20 protein-coding genes are annotated in these 22,010 nt (G+C 42.6%); 9 read left to right on the top strand and 11 right to left on the bottom strand.

The window, feature by feature from the left end:
• Positions 1 to 240 precede the first annotated feature (240 nt).
• Positions 241 to 855, top strand: a complete 615-nt coding sequence (locus tag DEO27_RS01995) for a YhcH/YjgK/YiaL family protein (RefSeq protein WP_112569224.1) — start codon at positions 241 to 243, stop codon at positions 853 to 855.
• A 355-nt stretch (positions 856 to 1,210) separates the two neighbouring features.
• On the opposite strand, the gene DEO27_RS01990 is transcribed toward DEO27_RS01995, so the two are convergent.
• A complete protein-coding gene (locus tag DEO27_RS01990) occupies positions 1,211 to 1,729 on the bottom strand; it encodes a lipocalin family protein (protein ID WP_112575992.1) in 519 nt (172 codons plus the stop codon).
• Between the two features lie 111 nt (positions 1,730 to 1,840).
• Between DEO27_RS01990 and DEO27_RS01985 the strand changes: the two genes are divergently transcribed.
• The 4 genes from DEO27_RS01985 (at position 1,841) to DEO27_RS01970 (ending at position 6,628) form a co-directional block, all read left to right on the top strand.
• On the top strand, positions 1,841 to 2,638 hold the full coding sequence (locus tag DEO27_RS01985) for an SDR family oxidoreductase (RefSeq protein ID WP_112575991.1): 798 nt from the start codon (positions 1,841 to 1,843) through the stop codon (positions 2,636 to 2,638).
• 75 nt (positions 2,639 to 2,713) lie between these two features.
• Positions 2,714 to 4,243 (top strand): glutamine-hydrolyzing GMP synthase, encoded by a 1,530-nt coding sequence (guaA, locus tag DEO27_RS01980; protein ID WP_112575990.1) that lies wholly within the window; start codon positions 2,714 to 2,716, stop codon positions 4,241 to 4,243.
• Complete coding sequence (locus tag DEO27_RS01975) at positions 4,200 to 5,459, top strand: ABC transporter substrate-binding protein (protein ID WP_146750157.1); 1,260 nt, start codon at positions 4,200 to 4,202, stop codon at positions 5,457 to 5,459. The genes guaA and DEO27_RS01975 overlap by 44 nt, the downstream gene beginning before the upstream one ends.
• Positions 5,456 to 6,628, top strand: coding sequence for an RsmB/NOP family class I SAM-dependent RNA methyltransferase (locus tag DEO27_RS01970; protein WP_112575988.1), 1,173 nt, complete (start codon positions 5,456 to 5,458; stop codon positions 6,626 to 6,628). Before DEO27_RS01975 ends, DEO27_RS01970 begins: the two co-directional genes overlap by 4 nt.
• A 243-nt stretch (positions 6,629 to 6,871) precedes the next feature.
• Here the strand turns inward: DEO27_RS01970 and DEO27_RS01965 are convergent, their stop codons facing one another.
• From DEO27_RS01965 to DEO27_RS01950, 4 genes are all read right to left on the bottom strand, one after another.
• Positions 6,872 to 7,444, bottom strand: a complete 573-nt coding sequence (locus DEO27_RS01965) for a MarC family protein (protein ID WP_090528400.1) — start codon at positions 7,442 to 7,444, stop codon at positions 6,872 to 6,874.
• A 12-nt stretch (positions 7,445 to 7,456) separates the two neighbouring features.
• On the bottom strand, positions 7,457 to 8,620 hold the full coding sequence (locus DEO27_RS01960; RefSeq protein WP_112575987.1) for an MFS transporter: 1,164 nt from the start codon (positions 8,618 to 8,620) through the stop codon (positions 7,457 to 7,459).
• A gap of 96 nt (positions 8,621 to 8,716) precedes the next feature.
• Positions 8,717 to 10,273 carry an amino acid permease gene (locus DEO27_RS01955; RefSeq protein WP_112575986.1) on the bottom strand — a complete coding sequence of 519 codons (1,557 nt, stop codon included), beginning with the start codon at positions 10,271 to 10,273 and terminating at the stop codon, positions 8,717 to 8,719.
• Positions 10,274 to 10,767: 494 nt separating this feature from the next.
• Positions 10,768 to 11,127 carry a hypothetical protein gene (locus DEO27_RS01950; protein WP_112575985.1) on the bottom strand — a complete coding sequence of 120 codons (360 nt, stop codon included), beginning with the start codon at positions 11,125 to 11,127 and terminating at the stop codon, positions 10,768 to 10,770.
• A gap of 150 nt (positions 11,128 to 11,277) precedes the next feature.
• Here DEO27_RS01950 and DEO27_RS01945 point away from each other — a divergent pair, with 150 nt between their 5' ends.
• Positions 11,278 to 11,616 (top strand): single-stranded DNA-binding protein, encoded by a 339-nt coding sequence (locus tag DEO27_RS01945; protein WP_112575984.1) that lies wholly within the window; start codon positions 11,278 to 11,280, stop codon positions 11,614 to 11,616.
• Between the two features lie 254 nt (positions 11,617 to 11,870).
• Here the strand turns inward: DEO27_RS01945 and DEO27_RS01940 are convergent, their stop codons facing one another.
• The 5 genes from DEO27_RS01940 to DEO27_RS01920 form a co-directional block, all read right to left on the bottom strand.
• Positions 11,871 to 12,539: a DUF6624 domain-containing protein gene (locus tag DEO27_RS01940; RefSeq protein ID WP_112575983.1), complete on the bottom strand. Its 669-nt coding sequence runs from the start codon at positions 12,537 to 12,539 to the stop codon at positions 11,871 to 11,873.
• Positions 12,532 to 13,911 carry a PAS domain S-box protein gene (locus tag DEO27_RS01935; RefSeq protein ID WP_262714153.1) on the bottom strand — a complete coding sequence of 460 codons (1,380 nt, stop codon included), beginning with the start codon at positions 13,909 to 13,911 and terminating at the stop codon, positions 12,532 to 12,534. Before DEO27_RS01935 ends, DEO27_RS01940 begins: the two co-directional genes overlap by 8 nt.
• Before the next feature lie 119 nt (positions 13,912 to 14,030).
• Positions 14,031 to 14,735: an SDR family NAD(P)-dependent oxidoreductase gene (locus tag DEO27_RS01930; RefSeq protein ID WP_112575981.1), complete on the bottom strand. Its 705-nt coding sequence runs from the start codon at positions 14,733 to 14,735 to the stop codon at positions 14,031 to 14,033.
• Between the two features lie 119 nt (positions 14,736 to 14,854).
• The gene (locus tag DEO27_RS01925) at positions 14,855 to 16,636 is read right to left on the bottom strand and encodes an aromatic amino acid hydroxylase (RefSeq protein ID WP_112575980.1); all 1,782 of its coding nucleotides are present in this window, start codon (positions 16,634 to 16,636) and stop codon (positions 14,855 to 14,857) included.
• Positions 16,637 to 16,738: 102 nt separating this feature from the next.
• A complete protein-coding gene (locus DEO27_RS01920; protein WP_112575979.1) occupies positions 16,739 to 17,698 on the bottom strand; it encodes a YbhN family protein in 960 nt (319 codons plus the stop codon).
• 246 nt (positions 17,699 to 17,944) lie between these two features.
• On the opposite strand from DEO27_RS01920, the gene DEO27_RS01915 reads away from it, so the two are divergent.
• The 3 genes from DEO27_RS01915 (at position 17,945) to DEO27_RS01905 (ending at position 20,639) form a co-directional block, all read left to right on the top strand.
• Positions 17,945 to 18,814 (top strand): carbon-nitrogen hydrolase, encoded by an 870-nt coding sequence (locus DEO27_RS01915; RefSeq protein WP_112575978.1) that lies wholly within the window; start codon positions 17,945 to 17,947, stop codon positions 18,812 to 18,814.
• A 148-nt stretch (positions 18,815 to 18,962) separates the two neighbouring features.
• On the top strand, positions 18,963 to 20,018 hold the full coding sequence (locus tag DEO27_RS01910; RefSeq protein ID WP_112575977.1) for an agmatine/peptidylarginine deiminase: 1,056 nt from the start codon (positions 18,963 to 18,965) through the stop codon (positions 20,016 to 20,018).
• A gap of 213 nt (positions 20,019 to 20,231) precedes the next feature.
• A complete protein-coding gene (locus DEO27_RS01905) occupies positions 20,232 to 20,639 on the top strand; it encodes a LiaF transmembrane domain-containing protein (RefSeq protein WP_112575976.1) in 408 nt (135 codons plus the stop codon).
• Positions 20,640 to 20,729: 90 nt separating this feature from the next.
• On the opposite strand, the gene DEO27_RS01900 is transcribed toward DEO27_RS01905, so the two are convergent.
• The gene (locus DEO27_RS01900) at positions 20,730 to 21,878 is read right to left on the bottom strand and encodes a hypothetical protein (protein WP_112575975.1); all 1,149 of its coding nucleotides are present in this window, start codon (positions 21,876 to 21,878) and stop codon (positions 20,730 to 20,732) included.
• Between the last annotated feature and the right edge of the window lie 132 nt (positions 21,879 to 22,010).

Genomic DNA, 22,010 nt, shown 5'->3' with positions numbered 1-22,010 from the left:
GGTTAATAACTACAATTCTACAACGTTAAAAAGTATTAAAAAAGGTATCCATGCCTTATTTTCACTCAAACGTTATAGTTTATCTGCCGTACCTTAGCGCTAATAAAAATCAAACTATAACGTTAAAGTAAATATTTAACGGTTAGTATATTGTTTTATTTATTTAAGCTTGTATAATTGAATGCCTTAACCGGACTTGTTGCCGCGCTACCAATTCAATAACCGATAAATAAAAAAACTATGAAACATTTAACAACTTATAAATATATCATGTTGCTAATACTTTTTTCGCTTACAGCTGCAGGTGCTTCGGCTCAACAGCAGGACATTACGGCAAAAAGCGCCAAAACCTGGGTAAAAAGCCGCGTTTGGGCCAATGGCCTTAAACTTAAGTTAAACTCATCAACAAATGATGTGGAGTTTGCCAAGCAATATGCTGCCAACAAAGCCGCATGGGATAAAGCGTTTGAATTTCTTCGCGAACGTAACCTCGAAACTATAGAACCAGGCAAATACACTATTGATGGTGATAACGTTTATGCCATGATCACCGAAGGCCCTTCAAAAGAGCCTGAGCAGGCAGCATGGGAATCGCACCAAAACTATATCGACGTGCAGTACGTGATCAAAGGCAAAGAAAAAATCGGCGTTGCCGCTATTGAAAGCCTTACTGTTACCAAACCTTACGACGCTGAAAAAGATTTTGCCAACTACAGCGGCGAAGGAAAATATTACACTGCAACACCCGAAGAGTTTTTCCTGTTTTTCCCAAGTGATGGTCACAGGCCTAATATGAAGGTTAACGGCTATGACAAGGTGAAGAAACTGGTTATTAAGGTTAGGGAGATAAAGTAAATTTCCCGTTTGTCATTGCGAGGAGGAACGACGAAGCAATCGCATACTATACAGGGCAGACCTGCATAGCATGAGATTGCCGCGCTTCGCTCGCAATGACATATTTATGTCTCTATTTATCTTCGCCGTTGTTGGTGTTGTCACCAACAACTTTACTTCCGTATTTTTCAAGGATCAATAAAGCCGTCATGCGCGGCATAGAGTTGTTGGTGACAACACCAACAACGGCAGTGTAATCGTTTATTAATAAAACGTCATTGCGAGGAACGAAGCAATCCCCGATAAGCAGAGCCGCTCTGTATAGTTTGGGATTGCTTCGTTCCTCGCAATGACATTTCTTTTTTATACCTGTAACTTATACCTGCACCGTTTTCACCAGCTTTCTCACATCAAATCCCTGTTCGGCGGCCTGCACTACCAGCTGGTTATAGATCTGCTCATCCAATGTTGAACGGCGGCTTATTATCCACAGATAATTTCTGTTAGGATGCCCTACCATGGCGTAGCTATAATCATCGGCCAAAGCTATTATCCAATACTTGCCTTTAAAGGGCCACTGAAATTGAACTTCAAGCTTCGCGTTACTTGTTTTATCAGCAACAACGGCACGGCCTTCGGCTATTTTTATTTTATTATCTTTTATACAACGGTTTTTAACAACGATGCTGCCGTCTTTGGCTAAACCATAGGCCGCTGAAGTAAAAGTGCATCCCGATTCAAAACATTGCGGTAAAGCGGCAATTTCAAACCATGAACCAACATATTTTTTCAGATCGACGTAGGGAACAGTTTGCAGTGGTTTGCAGCGGGTAGCCTGCAGGGCCAAAGCTGTTAAACCTAATGCTACAGAGGTTGCAATAATCTCTTTCTTCATAAAACATTAACGCCCGGTATGCCCAAAAAGTTTAAAACAAAAGCACATTAATGGCAGCCAAACACCATATCATTATTTAATTACCTTTGCGCCAAAGCATTATTTTACAACATGCCCGGTATAACAAACATCAGTATTTTAGGCTGCGGCTGGTACGGCAGCGCATTAGCAAAAGCTTTGCTTGCCAGTGGTATGCAGGTAAAAGGATCAACTACCTCGGCAGCTAAACTTGACGACTTGGCGGCTATGGGTATCAAACCTTACCTCATTAACTTTTTGCCCAACCAGGAGATATATGATGCTGATTTTTTTAACTGCGAGGTTTTATGGATAGCTATCCCGCCCAAAACCCGTGGCGGCGAAGCAGGTATTTTTTTGGATAAAATAAAGAGCATCATCGAAGCCATAAAACGTCATCAGATCAAAAATGTAGTTTTCATCAGTTCCACAGCAGTTTATGCCGATAGCAATAAGCATGTAAATGAACAAACCGATCCTCAGCCCAATACAGAATCAGGGCGCATATTATTGGAGGCCGAAAACCTTTTCCTTGCAGAGAGCAGATTCAAAGCAACCATCATTCGCTTTGCCGGATTGTTTGGCCCTGCACGTAACCCCGGCAGGTTTTTCGCAGGTAAAAAGGATATCCCTAACGGGGATGCACCTGTAAACCTCATCCACCTTGATGATTGTATCGGGATAAGCAAGGCCATATTAGCTAAACAAGCTTTCGGATATTTATTTAACGGATGCTCGCCCGATCACCCTGCAAAGGCCGACTTTTATACCCGCGCCGCTATTGATTCGGGACTTGAAAAACCTGAATTTATACGTGAGCTCAACGAATGGAAAATTGTGGATAGTTTGAATACCAGCGCGATCCTTGATTATCAATACAGCGGTTTATGATCAATCATTTCAATCTCCCATAAAAAATCCGGAATCGGGAATCCCTATTTTCAAATCAAAATCCTATCTTTGCCCATGCAAGAAAAAATCCTCATTCTTGACTTTGGCTCGCAATTCACCCAACTTATAGCGCGCCGTGTCAGGGAGCTCAATATTTATTGTGAGATCCACCCCTTCAATCATTATCCCGAAATTGACAGCACTGTAAAAGGTATTATCCTTTCAGGCAGTCCTTATTCTGTAAGGCAGGAAGACGCTCCTCATTTCGATTTTGAAAAATTCCACACCACACGCCCTATTTTAGGTGTTTGCTATGGTGCTCAATACGTTGCCCATTTCCACGGCGGCGAAGTATTGCCATCAAGCACCCGCGAATACGGTCGTGCAAACCTGGAATACATTAAACAGGATAATCCATTGTTTAAAGATGTTCCCGGCGGCTCACAGGTATGGATGTCGCACGGCGATACCATTGCTACCATTGGCGATAACTTTGAGGTAATTGCAAGTACCGATAGTGTTAAAGTTGCGGCTTACCAGGTTACCGGTACCCAAACTTACGGTATCCAGTTTCACCCGGAAGTTACCCACAGTATTGACGGCAAGCAATTGCTGCAAAACTTTTTGGTTGATATTTGCGGTTGCAAACAAGACTGGACACCAGACTCGTTCATCGAAACCACTGTTGCCGCTCTTCGCGAAAAACTGGGCGATGATAAAGTAGTACTTGGCTTATCAGGCGGTGTTGATTCATCAGTTGCGGCTGTGTTACTGCACCATGCCATCGGCAAAAACCTGCACTGTATATTTGTTGATAACGGCCTTTTGCGTAAGGATGAATTTGAGCAGGTGCTTGAATCATACAAACACATGGGCTTAAACATAAAAGGCATCGACGCCAAACAACGTTTTTATGACGCGCTTGCCGGCTTAACCGATCCTGAAAAGAAACGTAAAGCTATCGGTCGGGTATTCATTGAAGTATTTGATGATGCCGCGCACGAAGTACAGGACGTGAAATGGCTTGGTCAGGGTACCATTTATCCGGATGTTATCGAATCGGTATCGGTTAAAGGCCCTTCGGCTACCATCAAATCGCACCATAACGTAGGTGGCTTGCCCGACTTTATGAAACTTAAAGTTGTTGAGCCACTTAATACTTTGTTTAAAGACGAGGTAAGGAAAGTGGGCAAGGCATTAGGTATCGATCCTAATATTTTAGGTCGCCACCCATTCCCGGGCCCTGGTCTGGCTATCAGGATTTTGGGCGATATCACCCCTGAAAAAGTGGCGATATTACAGGAAGCCGATGCAATTTATATAAACAATTTACGTGCTGCCGGAGTTTACGATAAAGTTTGGCAAGCCGGCTCTATATTTTTACCGGTTCAATCGGTAGGTGTAATGGGCGATGAGCGTACTTACGAAAACGTGATTTGCCTCCGTGCCGTTGAATCGGTTGACGGGATGACCGCCGACTGGTGCCATTTACCGTACGACTTGCTGGCTAAGATCAGCAACGAGATCATCAACAACGTAAAAGGAATTAACCGGGTAGTATATGATATCAGTTCAAAACCACCGGCCACCATTGAGTGGGAATAAGTGGTTACCGTTTTTTTGCATAGCATTGCTGCTGGCCGCGTGTTCACCAAAAACGCGGCCGGTAGCAACTACCGTAAAAAAACCGACTGATAACACCGAAAAAAAGCCCGGCAATACCACCGAGAAACCGGCAGAAAAGGCTTCGGAACAAAAAGTGGCAAACATTGCCATGCTCCTGCCCCTGAATTTGGAGCACTTAAATCCGGCTCAAAAATACAGTCCGCTTCAGATAAGCCAGGCAAATATCGCGGTTGAATATTACCAGGGATTTAAACTCGCCCTTGATTCGCTTACTGCTTACGGGAATAACTATAAGCTGCAGATCTTTGACTCAAGAGACGAGGCAATGCAGGCGCATGACCTGGCTTTAAACGCGTTTGTCCGCTCGAGCGATCTGATCGTAGGCCCTGTTTTTCCGGATGGTGTAAAGGCATTTTCCGGCGCGCTATCTTATTCAAAAGGACCAATCTTGTCGCCGTTGTCGCCGGCTAACCCGGCTACTATCAACAGCAAAAACTTAATAACTGCCATCCCTCCGCTTGAATACCATGCCTGGGGCGCTGCTGAATACCTCAACAGAACAGTTAAGCCTAAAAAGATCTTCATACTGCGTTCGGGCTTTAACCAGGAAAATGATTACGCCGTCAACTTTAAAAAAGCTATTGATAGCTTAAGCAAAAAGAAGATTAAGGTTACCAATGTATATGTTGTACGCGGGAAATTAAGCAGCCTGCTGCCGCAGCTTTCCAAAACCGAAAAAAATGTGTTTGTGATCCCCGCTACCGATCAGGCATTTTTAGGTGTAACCCTCCGCTCATTAGATACTTTGAACAAACATTATCCCGTTATGGTTTTCGGGCACCCCAGCTGGGAAAAGTTCAGCTTCCTGAAACCGCAACTTTTACAACGTTTGAATACGCATATCACCTCTACCGAAAAAATAAATTACAAAGCAGGGGCTACAACAACATTTTTACGTAACTATAGGCGCGCATATCACGTTGAACCGACCGAATACGCCATTAAGGGTTTTGATGAAGGATTATACTTTGGAAGGCAGCTTTTTGCTGATAAAGGATTATCATCAATTGAGGGAACCGATTTTACCGGCTTGCATAACAGCTTTCATTTTATAAAGAAGCCGGGGCAGGGCTGGATCAATACCCACGTAAATATATTAATGTACACTAACTTTGAGCTAAAACAGGTAGAATGAAGGCTATAAATCAGCTTAAAACGTTTCAGCGAATTTTGGGTGAATACCCTGCCGATACGCCACTAAGTAAATTTTTACCCGGCTTTTACCGGCAAAACAAACAAATGGGCTCAACCGACCGGCGGGTTGCCAACCGGTTGGTGTATAACTACTTTCGCCTGGGCAGGGCATTGCCCGATGTGCCCGAAGACGAGCGCCTTTTAGTCGCCGAGTTTTTATGCAATACCCAAACTAACTCCTACCTGCAAAACTTTAAGCCCGAATGGGCCGCTTGTATAGGTTTTAGTGACGATGATAAACTGGCCCTGGTAAAAACCTCCTACCCCGATTTTAAACTGGAAGATGTTTTCCCCTGGAGCAGCCAGCTTTCGGAAGGGATTGATAAGGAAGCTTTCCTGAAATCGTTTTTTTGCCAGCCCGATCTGTTTATCCGTGTCCGTAACGGTTACGATCATTTGGTGAAGGCCGAGTTAACCAAAGCCCAGGTTGTATTTAAAGATGAGGGTAACGGCTGCTATTCGCTTCCAAACGGTACACGCCTTGAAACCATATTTGCCAAGCAGCACTGGTTTGAGGTGCAGGATTATTCATCGCAGCAAACAGGTAATTATTTTAAACCGCAACGCTGGGATAGCTGGTGGGATGCCTGCGCGGCATCGGGCGGTAAGTCATTATTGCTTCACGAGGATGAGCCTAATATTAAACTGGTTGTATCCGATATCCGCGAGTCCATACTGGCCAATCTTGATGAGCGCTTTCAACTGGCCGGATTAACCAAGTATCAGAAAAAGGCACTTGATCTTACGCAGAACATCGATTCGGTGATGCATGATTACGCTTTCGACGGGATCATCCTCGATGCGCCCTGCAGCGGTTCTGGCACCTGGGGACGTACTCCTGAAATGATAGCCCAGTTTGACAATCATAAAATCGAGTTTTTCCAGAAGCTTCAAAAAAGCATCGCCCAAAACGTAGTAAAATATCTTAAACCCGGTAAGCCCCTTATCTATATCACCTGCTCTGCCTTTAAAGGCGAGAATGAAGATGTGGTTGATTACCTGGTAAACGAGCTTGGATTAAAGCTTGAAGAAAAAGCAGTATTAAAAGGATACGAGCGTAAAGCTGATACTATGTTTGTAGCGAGATTGAGCCCTTCTCCAATCGTTTAATAAGAAATATGTCATTGCGAGCGAAGCGTGGCAACCGCATGCTACACAGGGCGGCTTGACTTCCATGCGATTGCTTCGTTGTTCCTCCTCAATGACATGGTTTTTATTTAAACAACTGCCCTTGCTCCGCCGGATATGTCATTGCGAGCGAAGCGTGGCAATCGCACGGAGACAGAGACGCTCTGTATAGCATGCGGTTGCTTCGTCGTTCCTCCTCGCAATGACATGTAGTATATTGAACACCTACAAATGCGTATTACTCCTGAACAGCTTAATCGCTATCGCCAATAGAATAATCCCGAATGCCTTACGCAGCACGCTTAATCCTATAGGGCCAAGCAGCCTTTCCAGCCATTTTACATTTTTAAGCACCAGGTAAACTACAAGGGTATTCAGCACAATACCTACAAGGATATTCTGCGTTTGATACTGCGACTTAAGGGAAAGCAGCGTGGTCATGGTTCCTGCGCCGGCTATAAGCGGGAAAGCCAGCGGTACGATAGACGCCGCCTGCGGCAATTCTTCTTTAAAAAAATCGACACCTAATATCATTTCCATGGCAATGATGAAGATCACCAGTGAGCCAGCGATGGCAAATGACGAAATATCCAGACCTATTACCGCCAGCAGTTCATCTCCAATAAAAAGAAAGGTCACCATAAGCACCAGCACGGCTATACTGGCCTTTTCCGATTCGATGTGACCTACACGTTGCCTCAGCTGAATAATTACCGGTATAGCGCCCAAAATATCAATAATAGCAAACAGGATCATCGTAACCGAAATGATCTCCTTAAAAATAAATGGGTGCGGCATGGTGTCTTGAATTTATTCTTTTTTCTTTAACCGGATACTTAGCAGCAAAGCAGCCAAAATATAGCATGAAGATAAGAAGAAAATAGCATGTACCGATAGCAAAGCTGCAAAGCCCGCGGTAACCGGACCCAGGGTTTGACCAATAGAGGCGTACGATTGGTTGATCCCCAATATTTTGCCTTGCTCTTTATGATCAATATGATCGGCAATAATAGCGTTGAGCATAGGATTTCGCAAACCATTGAAAAGGCCATAAATACAAATACCGATGACAAAAGGAATGAAATGATTGGTGAGCCCCGTTACAAACATGGCCGCCAAACAAAGAAAAGTAGAAAGCATCAGGATCATTGATTTGGACGAGAACCATTTGGTGAACAATGGCACGCAGATCTGCATAATAATACCGCTTACGCCGAAACCGGCATACAAAATACCAATCTGTGTAGGATTGATCTGCAGTACATCAACACTAAAAGTTTGAAAACCGATGATCATGGTAAACTGCGCCATGGTGAGCATAAAACCGGTAAACACCGCCGTACCAATGATGGGGCGCTTAAGCGTAGTGGCCAGGGCCGTGAACGAGAATTTAGTTTTTTCTGAATCTTTCTTTGTCTTATCTGGCGGATTGGTCTCCTTCAAAAAGAACAGGCTGCAAAGCGTGCCGATAAGCGATATACCCGCCGCGAAATAGAAAGGCACCTGCATACCATACCTGTTCAGCAAACCGCCTATAGCCGGCCCTATCACAAAACCAAACCCAAATGCAGAGCTTAGTATACCAAATCTTTTAGCCCGGTTATCCGGCCCGGCCGTGTCCGATACCATGGCTTGCGCCACAGATACGTTGCCGCCGGTAAGGCCGTCCAGGATGCGGGCCGCGAAAAGCATAGCCATACTTCGGGCTTCGGCAAAAAGAATGAAGGAGATACAGGTACCCGCCAGGCTGATCACCAGTAAAGGTTTTCTCCCCCATTTATCCGACAGGGAACCTAAAACCGGTGTGGCAAAAAACTGTGCTACCGAAAATGAAGCGGTCAGGATCCCCAATGTTTCGCCGGTAACGCCGAAGGTTTTACCGTACGAGTAAAGTATCGGTACAATGATGCCAAACCCCAGGGAGTTAATAACACATATAAATACTAATACCCACAGGTTTTTATCACCCTTCATGAAGCGGTTTTATTGGTTTGATAATGTAAAATGGAATGTAACAAAAAAGGTTCTGAAAATTCAGAACCTTTTTTGTTTATCATAACATTGTTATGATTACTCAACAAATTTAGGATTGATAGGGTTATTGGCGGCTTCAACCTTGCCATGGCGTACATGTGAGCGTTTGATGCTATAGCGGAAGTAAATTACAAAGCCAATCAGCAACCAAACAATAAGCCTTGCCCAGTTTTCCCAGCCCTCACTTGCAATCATACACAAGCAAATGATGGCGCCCAGAGGGCAAACTATCATGTAAGCCGGGGTTTTGAACGGACGCACAATATCTGGATCAGTTTTTCTTAAAATTAAGATCCCAATGCATACCAGTACAAATGCGAACAATGTACCTATACTCACCATGTCGCCAACATATTTATCAGGGATAAAACCGGCAAATAATGATACAAACACAAAGAATAACCATTGTGATTTATACGGTGTGCGGAACTTAGGGTGCAACTTTGAAAACACTGAAGGAATTAACCCATCTGTACTCATGGTGTAAAACACGCGGGTTTGGCCCATCAGCATCACCAGGATCACTGAAGAGAAACCTGCAAGTATAGATACAGTAACAAATGAAGCCAACCAGCCATAACCAGGCATAGCTGTCTTAATAGCATAACTTACAGAAGCCTCTTTACCCTGGATAAGGAAATCCTTATATGAAACCAAGCCGGTTAACACGTGTGAAAACAAGATATAAAGCACAGTACAAAACACCAATGATATCAAGATACCCTTTGGCATATCTCTCTGTGGGTTTTTAGCTTCCTGCGCAGCGGTTGAAACAGCATCAAAACCGATAAAGGCAAAAAACACAACACTTGCACCACGTAAAACACCGAGCCAGCCATGGTTAAAAGTATCAGCATAATCAACTACGCCGGCGCTAACCTTGATCTTACCGGCATCGGCCGGGATAGTATAAGGCGTGTGGAAAGCCGGGTTAATAAAATGCCAGCCTAAACCTATGATCAATAATACGATGGCAACTTTTACAACCACAATAATATTGTTAACAATTGCCGATTCGGCTGTACCGCGGATCAACAACAGGGTTAGCAGGAACAGAACCAGGATAGCCGGCAGGTTAATAATACCTCTTGTACCCAATTCGGCGGCATACATACCTGTGGAAGTATTTGAAACCTCCATAAACGAGTGTGACCACGCGTATGGTATATGCACGTTAAAGAAAGTTGTTAAAAACTCATTAAAATACTGCGACCAGCCAATAGCAACCGTAGCGGCGCCAAGGGCATATTCAAGCACTAAGTCCCAACCAATGATCCAGGCAATAAACTCGCCCATGGTAGCATAAGAGTAGGTATAAGCAGAGCCCGCGATAGGGATCATACTTGCAAATTCGGCATAGCATAAACCAGCCAGGGCGCAACCTGCAGCTGCTATAAGGAAAGAAATGGTAACCGCAGGCCCGGCGTGTTCACCTGCCGCAGCTGCCGTACGAACAAAAATACCGGCACCTATAATTGCGCCGATACCGAGTGCTATAAGCGAGCCAACACCTAAGGTTCTCTTAAGCGATTTCTCTGTTTCTGCCGAAGCAGCCATTAGTTGAGCAATCGGTTTCTTAATAAATAATTTCATTTTAAATTAGTAAGATCAGTCAAAAATTAAAAATTTACATTTCCCCAAACGTACTTAAATTTATTGAAAACATAAAGAGCCGAATGAAACAACAGTTAAGTATTAATTATCAAAATATTAAACTGTTAAATGCTATTAAATCTATAGAGATTGAGACTATGCATTGATATTTTACCGCTCAGATAATTGTTTAAACCGGCAACTTAAAGGATAATTACGATTTTCTATTCTCCAAAAACAGATTTATGGGAGTAATCTTAGATTTTACCGGGCTTACATCCGTGCTTAAATCGAATTGAGCGATTCAGCAGGTATTTTAGGATTTAAAAATTATTGTTTTTTTGTCTGAACCAGGATTTTTAGGATTAATGGATTTTCGGATTCCTGCCGCCCCAACAAAGCAGAAGTACCGCAACTGCAAACTATAAACTGCCCACTTAAACTGCTACTGCAAACTGCCACTGCTACTAAAACCTGAAAACTGCCCACTGAAATTACTCCCCTTCCCTTTTCACCAGCAACACCTCATCATTATCCAACAGCAGGTAACCGTATTCGTAATTAAAAAAATACGTTGATCCGGTTTTGGTTTGGTAGATGCTGGTGATATGGTCAAAATCAAAACCCTTTGCGGTAAGTTTTTTTCGGGTTGTTTTGGTTTTACCTGTTGGGTTCAGTTCTTCCAGTATACGGCGGTTACGGCGCAGGATATTATTGATATTACGCACCAGGTTATAACTGTTACTGTTGAGTTGATTGTTATAATTATTGCGGCACAGATCGTTACAAAACTTTTTGTCGGCACGGCCTTGTAGCGGTGTACCACAATCTAAGCATACTCTTTCCTGGTTCATAGTATAAAGGTAACGAATAATTTATCCGTTTGCAAACGCTTACAAACGGATACTATCGACTATAAACGGTTATTATCCGGCTAATTTTTCCTGTCCTCCCCACCTTTGTATTGTTAACTCAAACAATATTAAACAGTAAATATTAAAACGATGAACTCATTAAGAAACAGTGTACGCCTGGTAGGTAACTTAGGTATGGATCCGGAAGTAAAAGTATTTGACAGCAATAAAAAAATGGTGCGCCTATCTATCGCTACCAACGAAAGCTATAAAAATGATAAAGGCGAAAAAATAACCGACACCCAATGGCATAACTTAATTTTCTGGGGCCCACAAGCCAGCCTTGCCGAAGACCTGCTTAAAAAAGGCGATGAATTAGCTATAGAAGGCAAACTGACCAATCGCAACTATACTGATAAAGATGGCATTAAACGCTACGTGTCAGAAATAGTAGTTAACGAATTTTTAAAGGTAGGTGCTAAGGCCTGAAGAGCAAATGGCGAAATATCTAAAACTACAGGACATTGGCGGATAAAACCTGTAAATGTAGTAGGTATGGTATCTCCGAAAAATGAATAACTATTTTATACGAGACATGCCTCTCAACTAACGGAATCGAAATGTATCAGTGACAATACCGGCAGAAAAAACCTCCCATTAACTTGACGGAGAAATTAAATTATAGAAAGTGGCTTTAAACCTAAACCTTATCTTAATTATAACATTTCTCCCTGCTGGTATTGTCATTTATTAGCTTGTTCACGTACCAATTTCTCTATCTCGGGCAGTTGCCTTTTATATTCCTCAGTATCCCAGTTTTTTGCATAATCTTTCATTGGCGGCATTCCCATTGCTTTGCGTCGCTCATCCAGATGGTCAACGTCAACAATGGGATAAATATATGTTTTACCGGTTTGTTTGTCGGTAAATCCCTGGCTCCCGTAAACTTGCTTTTTGCCGGTCCGCATGTTGATCCTGTCTTCAAGGATAGCCATGTTACTTGACAGGATCTCGCCGTTTTTCTCTGCTGTCCGGATCATCGGTAAGTAGTTTTGCTGTGTTTGCAAATCGGCATGTTGAATTACCAGGAACAGGGCCTGGCTGCCTATAATGCCCACCTTTTGCGGACCTAACCAACCATATTTTGTTAATATCGTGTTTACCCTGATCAAATTTTGGCTATCCGTATTACGCATAACCTTTTGCAGGCTATCAACAATATTGATCTGAGCATTATCTTTTTTTGCCTGAAGATATTTTATTCTTACCGATTGATCTGATTGGAAAATGGTATCCAAAACAGCCATTAAAGGCTTGTTTAATTTACTGCTATCAATAGTGAATGAAGTAACCTGGGCCGAAGAGATATTTCCCAACAATAGAAAAACACTTATGATAAAAAGCCTATGCATCAGCCCCAAAAGCTTTGATAAAGGCCGTTCTTTCCACAATAGAATGGATCACCCCATCAAGTTGTTGTGATGTTGTATCAATATGTTCGATGATCTCTTTATTGAGCGGATTTTGCAGATCATCGTTATCAAATAAATTAACCAGGCCTAAAATAGTGGCTACCGGCTTACGCAATTCGTGCGAGCTGATATTGGCGATAGTTTGCAGCCGGTTATTCTGTTCACGGATATTGTCTTCTGTTTTTTTGCTTTCTATTAACACCCTGAGAATGTTAACTGTACGCTCTATGATGCTTTGCTCATCATTGCTTGGCTCACGTGTTTCATGATAATAGATGCCAAACACGGCCAAAACTTTTGATCCTTTTGAGCTCAATACCGGGGTAGACCAGCAGGCTTTTAAACCGTAAGGCCTTACCATATGTGCATAATTATCCCAAAGCGGGTTGTTTTCTATGTCGCTTACAATTACCTGTTCCCGATGGTATACCGCCCTGCCGCATGAGCCTATATCCGGGCCTACAGGCAACCCCTCAAGCAAATCGCAATGAGCCTGTGACAAACGCGGGGCGGCCAGTACATGCATTTTTTCCTGTCGATCATCAACTTCAAGTACCGAGCATACCATGTCCGGAAAAATCCGCTCAATGCCCCGTAATAGTTCACGCGTAGTTTGCCCAAGTGTGTATTGTGCTGTAGCATTCAATTCAAGCACTTCTTTTTCGAGTTCCAATACCCATTCCTGCATCTTGATTTCTGTGATGTCGCGGATAAAAATGGCTAACTGGTTTTTATAAGGGTAAACATTGATGCGTAACCAACTATTGGAATTGGTATTGAGATATTGTACCTGTATAGATCGTCTCTCGGTTAACGATAACCGGAATTCATTAGCAACCCGTTCACTTAAGCCCAGGTTTTCTATCTGCATAAAATTAGCCTCTTTCACCTCTTCAACACTTAAGTTGGTCATGGCATGAAAGGCTGGATTAAACGCAGTAATGTTCCAGAACGAATCCAATACGGCAAAACCTTCGTTAAGGCCCTGAATGGTATGCTGAACTATATCATTTTCCGGCTGCCCTACCATACCGGCAAGGGTATTACCGCTTGAATAAATGAGGTTATCGTCCTCATTTAATATCACCGACCAGATAATGCTGAAATAACACCCGTCTTTGGCCTTTATCCGACTTTGATAACCTACCAGCTTTTTATGAAGCAGGAGGCTGGCCTGAGATTCGGCCTGGCGTTCCTTATCGGCAGGGTGACAAATAGATGCGATATTTAAACCTGCTAAATCCTGATCGGTATAGTTAAATGTATTTCGAAACGCGTAATTGGTATGAAGGATCACACCATTCATATCCATGACAAAAAAAATGTCTTTCGAATGAGTAAAAAGTGATGTAAACCTGGTGTCCATTAGCTAAGAGCATAACATATTTATAATAACTAAGTTATAAAAATGTTTGCAATATTATTCAATATTCATGGAGTAGTTGCCGCTACAGGTATTATTTTTCCGTTAAAAAATTTACTACCGGTTAATGCGAAGTCGGCAATATATTTTCCCATTTCAAAGGCCATCACCGGCGATTCATACCCAGGAAAGGCCTGTTCCAGCATCTCGGTTTGTGCCGATCCTAAAGCCAGGCAATTCACTTTGATACCTTGCTCGGAAAACTCCTGTGCCAAACATTCAGTCAGCGTATGTAAAGCTGATTTACTTGCCGAATAGGCTGCGAGGCCCGGGAATTTAGCACTCCCCTGGAAACCACCCATACTACCGATATTAAGGATATGTGCGCCTGCAGGCATTAAAGGTAACAGTGCCTGAATCGCCCTTACATGACCAATAAAGTTGCTTTGCAGCATCTCTACAAAGTCCGACTCAAGCAATTGGGCAAATGGCTTATTGATAAGCACCCCGGCGTTGTTGATCAAAATATCAACCCGGTTATCAAAATGCGACGCTATAAAATGCTGCAAGCCTTCGTAATCGTCATGCACAATATCAAATTTCAGGGCAAACAACTGGCAATCGGGATTTAAGCCATGAGCTATTTCCAGCAAACGTTCCAGTTTATCCTGTGAGCGGGCCAAAGCAATTACTTTATGGCTGCCCGATAGTATCAATTCAATTACGGCTTCAAAGCCCACGCCACTACTGGCGCCGGTTATTACGATGTTCATATGCCCCCTAACCCCCTAAAGGGGGAATAATTGTTTGTTATTAATTTTATTTCCCAACGTCATTGCTTCGTACCTCGCAATGACGCTTGATTTAATACCCCTAAGATGGTAAATCAACGCTAAACTACCAATTTTTGCTCAACCGGGTGCTTGATCAGGTAAAAACCGTCGCTGATGAGTTTACCGTATTCGGATTCGGTGCTTCCTTTTTGTTCCAGAAAATGTTTGATTTCGGTGGCTAAGGGGAGATCTACTTTTTCATGATCGAGTATTTCAAGGATCTCCAGGGCGCAAAGCCAGTCGTCATGATGGTCTTTTTGCAATTGCTGCCAAACGTTGCCTAAAAAACCATAATCACCATGGTTAATGCGACAAGCGCGCACCTGCTGGTAAAGCCGGTGCAGTTCTTTGGTTTTATGATCGTGCACAACATGGTGGGTTTCTGTTTTTGATTTATAAACGATGGTTTCGTAAGCCTCCCTATCGGCCGCGCCGCAAAATACTGAAACAATTTCCTCACCTACAGCCATATCATAAACACCCCAGGCCGGGTCAAACAATATCGTTCCCTTATCATCAGTAACAGTTACATCGTTAAAAGTGATCAGGCAGATTCTACCATCCACCGAAAGAACATTTTTCACAACGCCGCTTACTGTGATCCCGCTTTCAAAAAGCAGTTCAGTTCTGTTAGCATTTACTATGCCGGCTGCTTTTAAATCTTCTTCCGAAAAATTCTCTAAAGCCACTTCAGTGTTACTCTTCAGTTTACCAACCGGCGAGCTGAAACCATCTTTATGATAATCTTTTCCTTGGCCTTTTAACTGTTTGTTATTAAATGCCAAAGCAGTAGGGCCGGTTGTTTTGATAAAATAAGGCTTACCATCGGCACCTGTTTTAAAATCAGTAATGGTACCGGAAACCTGCAGACCCGAGCTATAAACCGCGGTACAGGTATTTTTGCTCTCTACAGCTTTATTTAAACCGTAAGCCCCACCCTTTCTGAATGACATGGTATCGGCAAACTCTTCCAGTACATTGATCAGGTTCTGAAAATTGGGGGTTACAAAAAGCTGAGGTTGTGGTTTGGTAATATCATATGAATACTTAACGGCATCAATAGTATACCATAGTTTTTCAACATTCTTATTCATACAGGTGGAGCTTTCGCCGATGGATGAAAGCAAGCCTGCTCCATAGATCTTTGGCTGCTCCAAAGTCCCGATCAGCCCGTATTCTACCGTCCACCAATGTAAACGGCTCAATAAGGCCATTTCTGAAGGTTCGCCTATGTTTTCCTGGCAATACGTTACCAGTTCTTCTGCCTTTATGATCTCCTGTTCATCGGCATCAGGCATTTCTTTTAAAATCGATAAAGCCCGGATAGCTTCGTACAACTCAAAATCCTGTGCCGAAAACATGGCCTTAGCCCCTATTGATCCAAAATAACTCAGATATTCGTGATAGTCCTTATCTGCAATAATGGGTGCATGACCAGCCGATTCATGGATAATGTCAGGTGCAGGTGTATATTCGATATGTTTTAACTGGCGAATATCTGCCGCGATAACCAACACCCTGTAAGCCTGGTACTCCATAAATGCAGCCGGCGGGATAAACCCATCAACAGTAACTGCCCCCCAGCCAATTTTGCCGAGGGCATCATTCATCTCCTGTAAATTGGGGATATGCTCAATGGTTAAACCGGCTTTCTGCAATCCAGGTATATAAGGATAGTAAGCCACATCTTTCAGATAGCTATAATTCTGACGCATAACGTAACGCCACACCGCATGGTCAATAGGTGTATAATGCTCGTAGTGCTGGTCGACTATAAATTGTTTTAAATGACCGGGCAATGCCGCAACCTGCGGATTATTAAAATCATTAAAATGGCTCATTGCTAAACTTGACGATTTATAATATAACGCCAAGTTTAGCAGATGCTTGCCATGAAAACAAGTTTCAGTTTATTATTACGAAATTAAATTTTAAACAGAATATTATTCTTCTATTGGGTGATTTTCCATTTTTGGTTCTTCGCCTTTTTTAAGATTGCCATCCAAACGCTTAGGAACAAGCACGTAATACACGCCTAATAAAGCCACAATAATAGAGATGAGATAAAACCCGAAGCTCAGGTAAACAGCCATGTCTTCGGCTAAATTAAACTGACGGGCTAAGGTAAGGAACAACGCGTCGCGGATACCGCCACCGCCTAAACTAAACGGAATAATTGCCGCTAAGGATGAGAAAAGAAACGACAGTAAATACGGAGCAAATTTACCGTTGAAATCCTGTGCAAGCAGTAAACAAACAATGGTAAGCAATTGCATGCTTTGTACACCTATGGCTTTTAAATGCGCCTGTACAAAGTTGTGGGTATATTCTTTAAAAAACTTGCGGGCTACAAAGTAATAGATCACCGAACCAACCGACACTATGCCAAGCGGCCAGCCCAGGTGATAAGGGAAACTTGGTATTAATATAACCAGGCCCACTACAATAGCACCAATGGCCCAAAAACCACTAAGCCTGTCAAACAGGATAGCCCAGAATACTTTTTTTGTAGGCAAATGATAGCGTTTGTGCAGCAGGTAAATTTTGTAGCCATCGCCGCCTATACCGCCGGGCAATAGCACGTTATAGCACAAGCCAAGAAAATACAGGCGAAGGTTAAAACGCCAGTCTAATCGTAAACCAATGGATTTAAAATAACTTAATAACCGCCATGATGAAAAAAACATCGAACCGACATAACAGGCTATAGCAGCGGCTAACCAGGCACGGTTAGCATGAATTAAACGAAATTTTATTTTGGCAAAAGGCACTTTACTGAAAACCCAATAAAGCAAACCGCCGGTTATTACTATGATAAGAATTACTTTTATAACGCCCCAAAGCTTACCTTTCCAGGTTTTATGTTCGGCACCTTCGTCAATGATGTCTTCTGTTTGTGTCATTCGGCTGCAAAGCTATGTTATTTTTTTATTTGGATGTACAGGATAGTCAATTAACAATTTTTCTTCATTTTGTTTTCAGAAACATTAAAAGCAGTAAATCAGGTTATTATTTAAGGCATACTGTAATTTAAAACAACAGACGCAATCTCACGCCAGTGTAATCCTACTTTCAACTCAGTGTAATCATAATATTAAAAGGCTGAAATCCTTGTTACAAAGTGTTACTTTTGCGCAAATTTTTTGAAGATGAGTAAAGTAAAAGTTGGTTTAGTACAAATGAGCTGTACTGCTGATAAACAGCAGAACCTGGAAAAGGCGATTGTTAAAGTAAGGGAAGCTGCTGCTAAAGGCGCGCAAATAGTTTGTTTACAGGAACTTTTCACCTCGCTTTATTTTTGCGATGTAGAAGATTATGACAATTTTAAGCTGGCCGAAGCTATCCCTGGCCCATCAACTGATGAACTATCAAAAGTTGCTGCCGAGCTTAACGTAGTGATCATTGCTTCATTATTTGAAAAACGTGCTCAGGGTGTTTATCACAACACTACCGCGGTGCTTGATGCCGACGGAAGCTATTTAGGCAAATATCGCAAAATGCATATCCCTGATGATCCGGGCTTTTACGAAAAATTTTACTTCACCCCTGGTGATCTGGGTTACAAAGTATTCAATACTAAATTTGCCCGTGTAGGCGTATTGATCTGCTGGGACCAATGGTATCCTGAAGCAGCCCGTATCACTGCTTTAATGGGTGCCGATATATTATTTTACCCAACCGCTATCGGCTGGGCTACCACACAAGACGAAGCCACAAATACCGAACAATACAATGCATGGCAAACCATCCAGCGTTCGCACGCGGTAGCTAACGGCGTACACGTAGTAAGCGTAAACCGTGTAGGCGAAGAAGCCGGTGTAAAATTCTGGGGCGGTTCATTCTTTGCAAATCCATTTGGCGCAATCATCCACCAAACATCACACAATGATGAGGAAGTGGTAGTACAGGAGCTTGATCTGGATAAATCTGATTACTACAGGAGCCATTGGCCGTTCCTAAGGGATCGTCGTATCGATTCTTATCAGCCGATAACTAAAAGGTTATTAGACGAAGACTAATATAATACACGCGTCATTGCGAGGTACGAAGCAATCCCTAATTGGCAGGTCGGCAATGGAAGGCCGCTCTGTAAAATTCGGGATTGCTTCGTACCTCGCAATGACGTTTTCTTTGATGTAATACTGTTACATTTGCATTAACCAAATTATGAGCCAACAAATATCAACTATACTCACCCCTGCTTCACAAGGCTTCTCCTTTCCTGCCGAGTGGGCCAAACATACAGCTACCTGGCTTAGCTGGCCTCATAAAGAGGCTTCGTGGCCGGGTAAAATCGATACCATTTACGCGCCTTACATTGAGTTTATCAAAGTAGTTACCCAAGGCGAACTGGTACGTATCAACGTAGCAAACGAAGGCATGAAAGCCTCGGTGATTTTCCAGTTGCAAAACGCCGGCGTTGACCTTAATAAAATAGAGATCTTTGAATTCCCGACTAATGATGCCTGGTGCCGCGACCACGGGCCTGCGTTTTTGATCAACCCTACTACAAGGCAAAAAGCTATTGTGGACTGGGGCTATAACGCCTGGGGCGGCAAATACCCCCCTTTTGACCTGGATGATGTGATCCCTACCAAAATAGGCAACCACTTTGGCTTACCGGTATTTAACCCGGGCATTGTGATGGAAGGCGGCTCTGTCGACTTTAATGGTAAAGGCACTATTTTAACTACCACCGCCTGCCTGCTTAACAAAAACCGCAACCCGCAGCTTAACCAGCAGCAGATTGAAAGCTACCTGCAAAACTATTATGGTGCAGAACAGATCCTTTGGTTAGGTGATGGCATTATAGGCGATGATACCGACGGTCATATTGACGATATCACCCGCTTTGTTAACGAGGATACCGTAGTTACCGTTGTTGAGGAAGATAAAAACGATGAGAACTATCACATCCTTCAGGAAAACCTTGAAACGCTGAAAACCATGCGCCTGCTTAACGGCAAACAACTAAACATTGTTGAGTTACCGATGCCTGATGCAGTAATTTATGAAGATACCCGTTTACCGGCCTCATACGCTAATTTTTATATAGCCAACTCGGCCGTGATAGTGCCTACTTACCGTTCAAAAAACGATGATAAAGCACTTGAGATATTAACCCAATGCTTCCCCGACCGTAAGGTTGTAGGCATTGACAGCACCGACATTATCTGGGGCCTTGGCAGTTTCCATTGCCTGAGCCAGCAGGAACCGGAATAAGCCCCACCCAACCCTCCCCTGAAGGGGAGGGCTTTAAAATACTCAACTTTACTCACCTTGCTATTAAAAGTCTCCCCCTTCAGGGGAAGATTTAGAGGGGGCTTTCACCGCCTTTATCCCCTGCTTTACCGACTTCTCCCCTTACATCGCCAAGTATTGATTGCCCAGCCTGCCGCACTGCTGTAGATTTGGGTAACATTAAAACTTAAAGCGATGAACAACGATATAATAAACACCGAAAACAAAAGAAATGGCAAAATCATGTTAGGAATAATATTACTGGCAGCCGGTGGTTTATTTCTGATAGATCAGCTTAACGCCTTCCTTATTCCCGATTGGCTTTTTAGCTGGCCAATGTGGTTCATAGCCTGGGGCGCTTACATGGGTGCCAAACACGACTTCAAGAAACCATCATGGATCTTTATGATACTGTTAGGCGTAATATTCCTGGTAAATGATAACGTTAACGATGCCGACCGCATAACCTGGCCAATTGCATTGATGCTGCTTGGCACCTGGATAGCCATCAGGCCGGCTAAACAAACCGACAGGGATTTCTGGGAAAAGAACGAAAAAGCCAAACAACATTTTGATTTTGAACAACCCAAAACCGAAGCTTAAACTCAATCATCCATCATATATAAATCAAAGCCGGGGCATTTTTAAAAAGCCCCGGCTTTTTGTTTTATCTGCTAATTGTGTTTGAGAACTTTAGCGACTTATGTAAAACCAGGGTATATTAAAAAACCCTTTTTTAACATTCACATTCACAATATCTCCCGGCGATATGGTTTTATAAAGTGAGCCAGGTATATCAACATCTTCATTTTGCTTTCGGTGCCCCCACGGCCCCAATGTTAACGTATAAGTAGTTACTTTTTCGGTCGTTTTAAACTGGCTTTCTACTTTGGCCGTAGTAATTGCCGGGACTGATCTGTCTAAATCACAATTGATAATTATAGTACCTCCAAAAGCATAACATGCTATTATGATTACTATCAGTATGTACTGGCTTTTATAAGTTTCGCCGGCAGTATTTTTATTTACCCGGCTAAATAAGCCGAACAAAACGGCACCTATTACCAGGGCAGGCATCCATACCCTTGCATAATCAAGTACTTCGTATCTAAGCAATACAATAATAGCCATACACAGTGGCGGCATTACCAACCCTAAGCCAATGTTTGGATGGTTTGATTTGGCAGTTGTATCCAATAATATTACACCTCTATTTAAAAATAATATCAGGATACCAACAAAAGGATAAATCAGCATAATGCTATTCACTGTTATATTGCCATCTATATAAGGCGTTGCAATAAAGCCAAAGCTTATCACATTATAGACACGGGTTATAAGCCTGGCGCGTTTAAATTTAACGGCCTTTTCGCCGGTGGTAAAGCCAAAATCCGGATTAGCGAGAATCTCCTGGGTTTCTTTTACATATGCCAGGTGATTAAGCTCATTAAACTGATAGCTGAGCCAGTTGATAAGACCTCGATAATTTCCAAGATACCGATAACCATTAATACGGATTTTCTTTTGGCCCTTTTGACGCGGAAATATGGTAAGAATGTTACCATCAATTCTAAAAGCTTCGATATCGGTTCTGTGAATAACAATCGTAGTAAACGCGTGTATTTCGGTTATTTGCCGATCAGATATGATAAGTTTATATTTCCATATACGGATAAGCATATAAACCGACCATATAAAAAAAGGGATTGAGTACGCAAGCAACACCGGTTTACCTTCAATAAGCACTCCATATGACATGCCCACCGCCGCAGCTATAAATAAAACACAAGCTATATAACAAAATATTTTCCAGCCCCTGGCAAGACTAAATTCTTGTTCCATTTTGATATGATAAGTTTAGTGTGGTTATTTATCGATAAAAAACCGTCACAACATACAAATTTTTATTTTTGCCGAATGTTAAAAAATCAAACACAACTTTTTCACCGCCAAAACATCCCTCTTTACCGATTT

Origin of the sequence: Mucilaginibacter rubeus (assembly GCF_003286415.2) — a bacterium.
Lineage (GTDB): Bacteria > Bacteroidota > Bacteroidia > Sphingobacteriales > Sphingobacteriaceae > Mucilaginibacter > Mucilaginibacter rubeus_A.
The sequence above is the reverse complement of the archived record's forward strand: the minus strand, read 5'-3'. Positions and strand labels throughout refer to the sequence as shown.

Bases quoted from the DNA above. Each gene is read 5' to 3' on its own strand.
- DEO27_RS01995 (WP_112569224.1), top strand. From the start codon at position 241: ATGAAACATTTAACAACTTATAAATATATCATGTTGCTAATACTTTTT.
- DEO27_RS01990 (WP_112575992.1), bottom strand. From the start codon at position 1,729: ATGAAGAAAGAGATTATTGCAACCTCTGTAGCATTAGGTTTAACAGCT.
- DEO27_RS01985 (WP_112575991.1), top strand. From the start codon at position 1,841: ATGCCCGGTATAACAAACATCAGTATTTTAGGCTGCGGCTGGTACGGC.
- guaA (WP_112575990.1), top strand. From the start codon at position 2,714: ATGCAAGAAAAAATCCTCATTCTTGACTTTGGCTCGCAATTCACCCAA.
- DEO27_RS01975 (WP_146750157.1), top strand. From the start codon at position 4,200: ATGATATCAGTTCAAAACCACCGGCCACCATTGAGTGGGAATAAGTGG.
- DEO27_RS01970 (WP_112575988.1), top strand. From the start codon at position 5,456: ATGAAGGCTATAAATCAGCTTAAAACGTTTCAGCGAATTTTGGGTGAA.
- DEO27_RS01965 (WP_090528400.1), bottom strand. From the start codon at position 7,444: ATGCCGCACCCATTTATTTTTAAGGAGATCATTTCGGTTACGATGATC.
- DEO27_RS01960 (WP_112575987.1), bottom strand. From the start codon at position 8,620: ATGAAGGGTGATAAAAACCTGTGGGTATTAGTATTTATATGTGTTATT.
- DEO27_RS01955 (WP_112575986.1), bottom strand. From the start codon at position 10,273: ATGAAATTATTTATTAAGAAACCGATTGCTCAACTAATGGCTGCTTCG.
- DEO27_RS01950 (WP_112575985.1), bottom strand. From the start codon at position 11,127: ATGAACCAGGAAAGAGTATGCTTAGATTGTGGTACACCGCTACAAGGC.
- DEO27_RS01945 (WP_112575984.1), top strand. From the start codon at position 11,278: ATGAACTCATTAAGAAACAGTGTACGCCTGGTAGGTAACTTAGGTATG.
- DEO27_RS01940 (WP_112575983.1), bottom strand. From the start codon at position 12,539: ATGCATAGGCTTTTTATCATAAGTGTTTTTCTATTGTTGGGAAATATC.
- DEO27_RS01935 (WP_262714153.1), bottom strand. From the start codon at position 13,911: ATGGATATGAATGGTGTGATCCTTCATACCAATTACGCGTTTCGAAAT.
- DEO27_RS01930 (WP_112575981.1), bottom strand. From the start codon at position 14,735: ATGAACATCGTAATAACCGGCGCCAGTAGTGGCGTGGGCTTTGAAGCC.
- DEO27_RS01925 (WP_112575980.1), bottom strand. From the start codon at position 16,636: ATGAGCCATTTTAATGATTTTAATAATCCGCAGGTTGCGGCATTGCCC.
- DEO27_RS01920 (WP_112575979.1), bottom strand. From the start codon at position 17,698: ATGACACAAACAGAAGACATCATTGACGAAGGTGCCGAACATAAAACC.
- DEO27_RS01915 (WP_112575978.1), top strand. From the start codon at position 17,945: ATGAGTAAAGTAAAAGTTGGTTTAGTACAAATGAGCTGTACTGCTGAT.
- DEO27_RS01910 (WP_112575977.1), top strand. From the start codon at position 18,963: ATGAGCCAACAAATATCAACTATACTCACCCCTGCTTCACAAGGCTTC.
- DEO27_RS01905 (WP_112575976.1), top strand. From the start codon at position 20,232: ATGAACAACGATATAATAAACACCGAAAACAAAAGAAATGGCAAAATC.
- DEO27_RS01900 (WP_112575975.1), bottom strand. From the start codon at position 21,878: ATGGAACAAGAATTTAGTCTTGCCAGGGGCTGGAAAATATTTTGTTAT.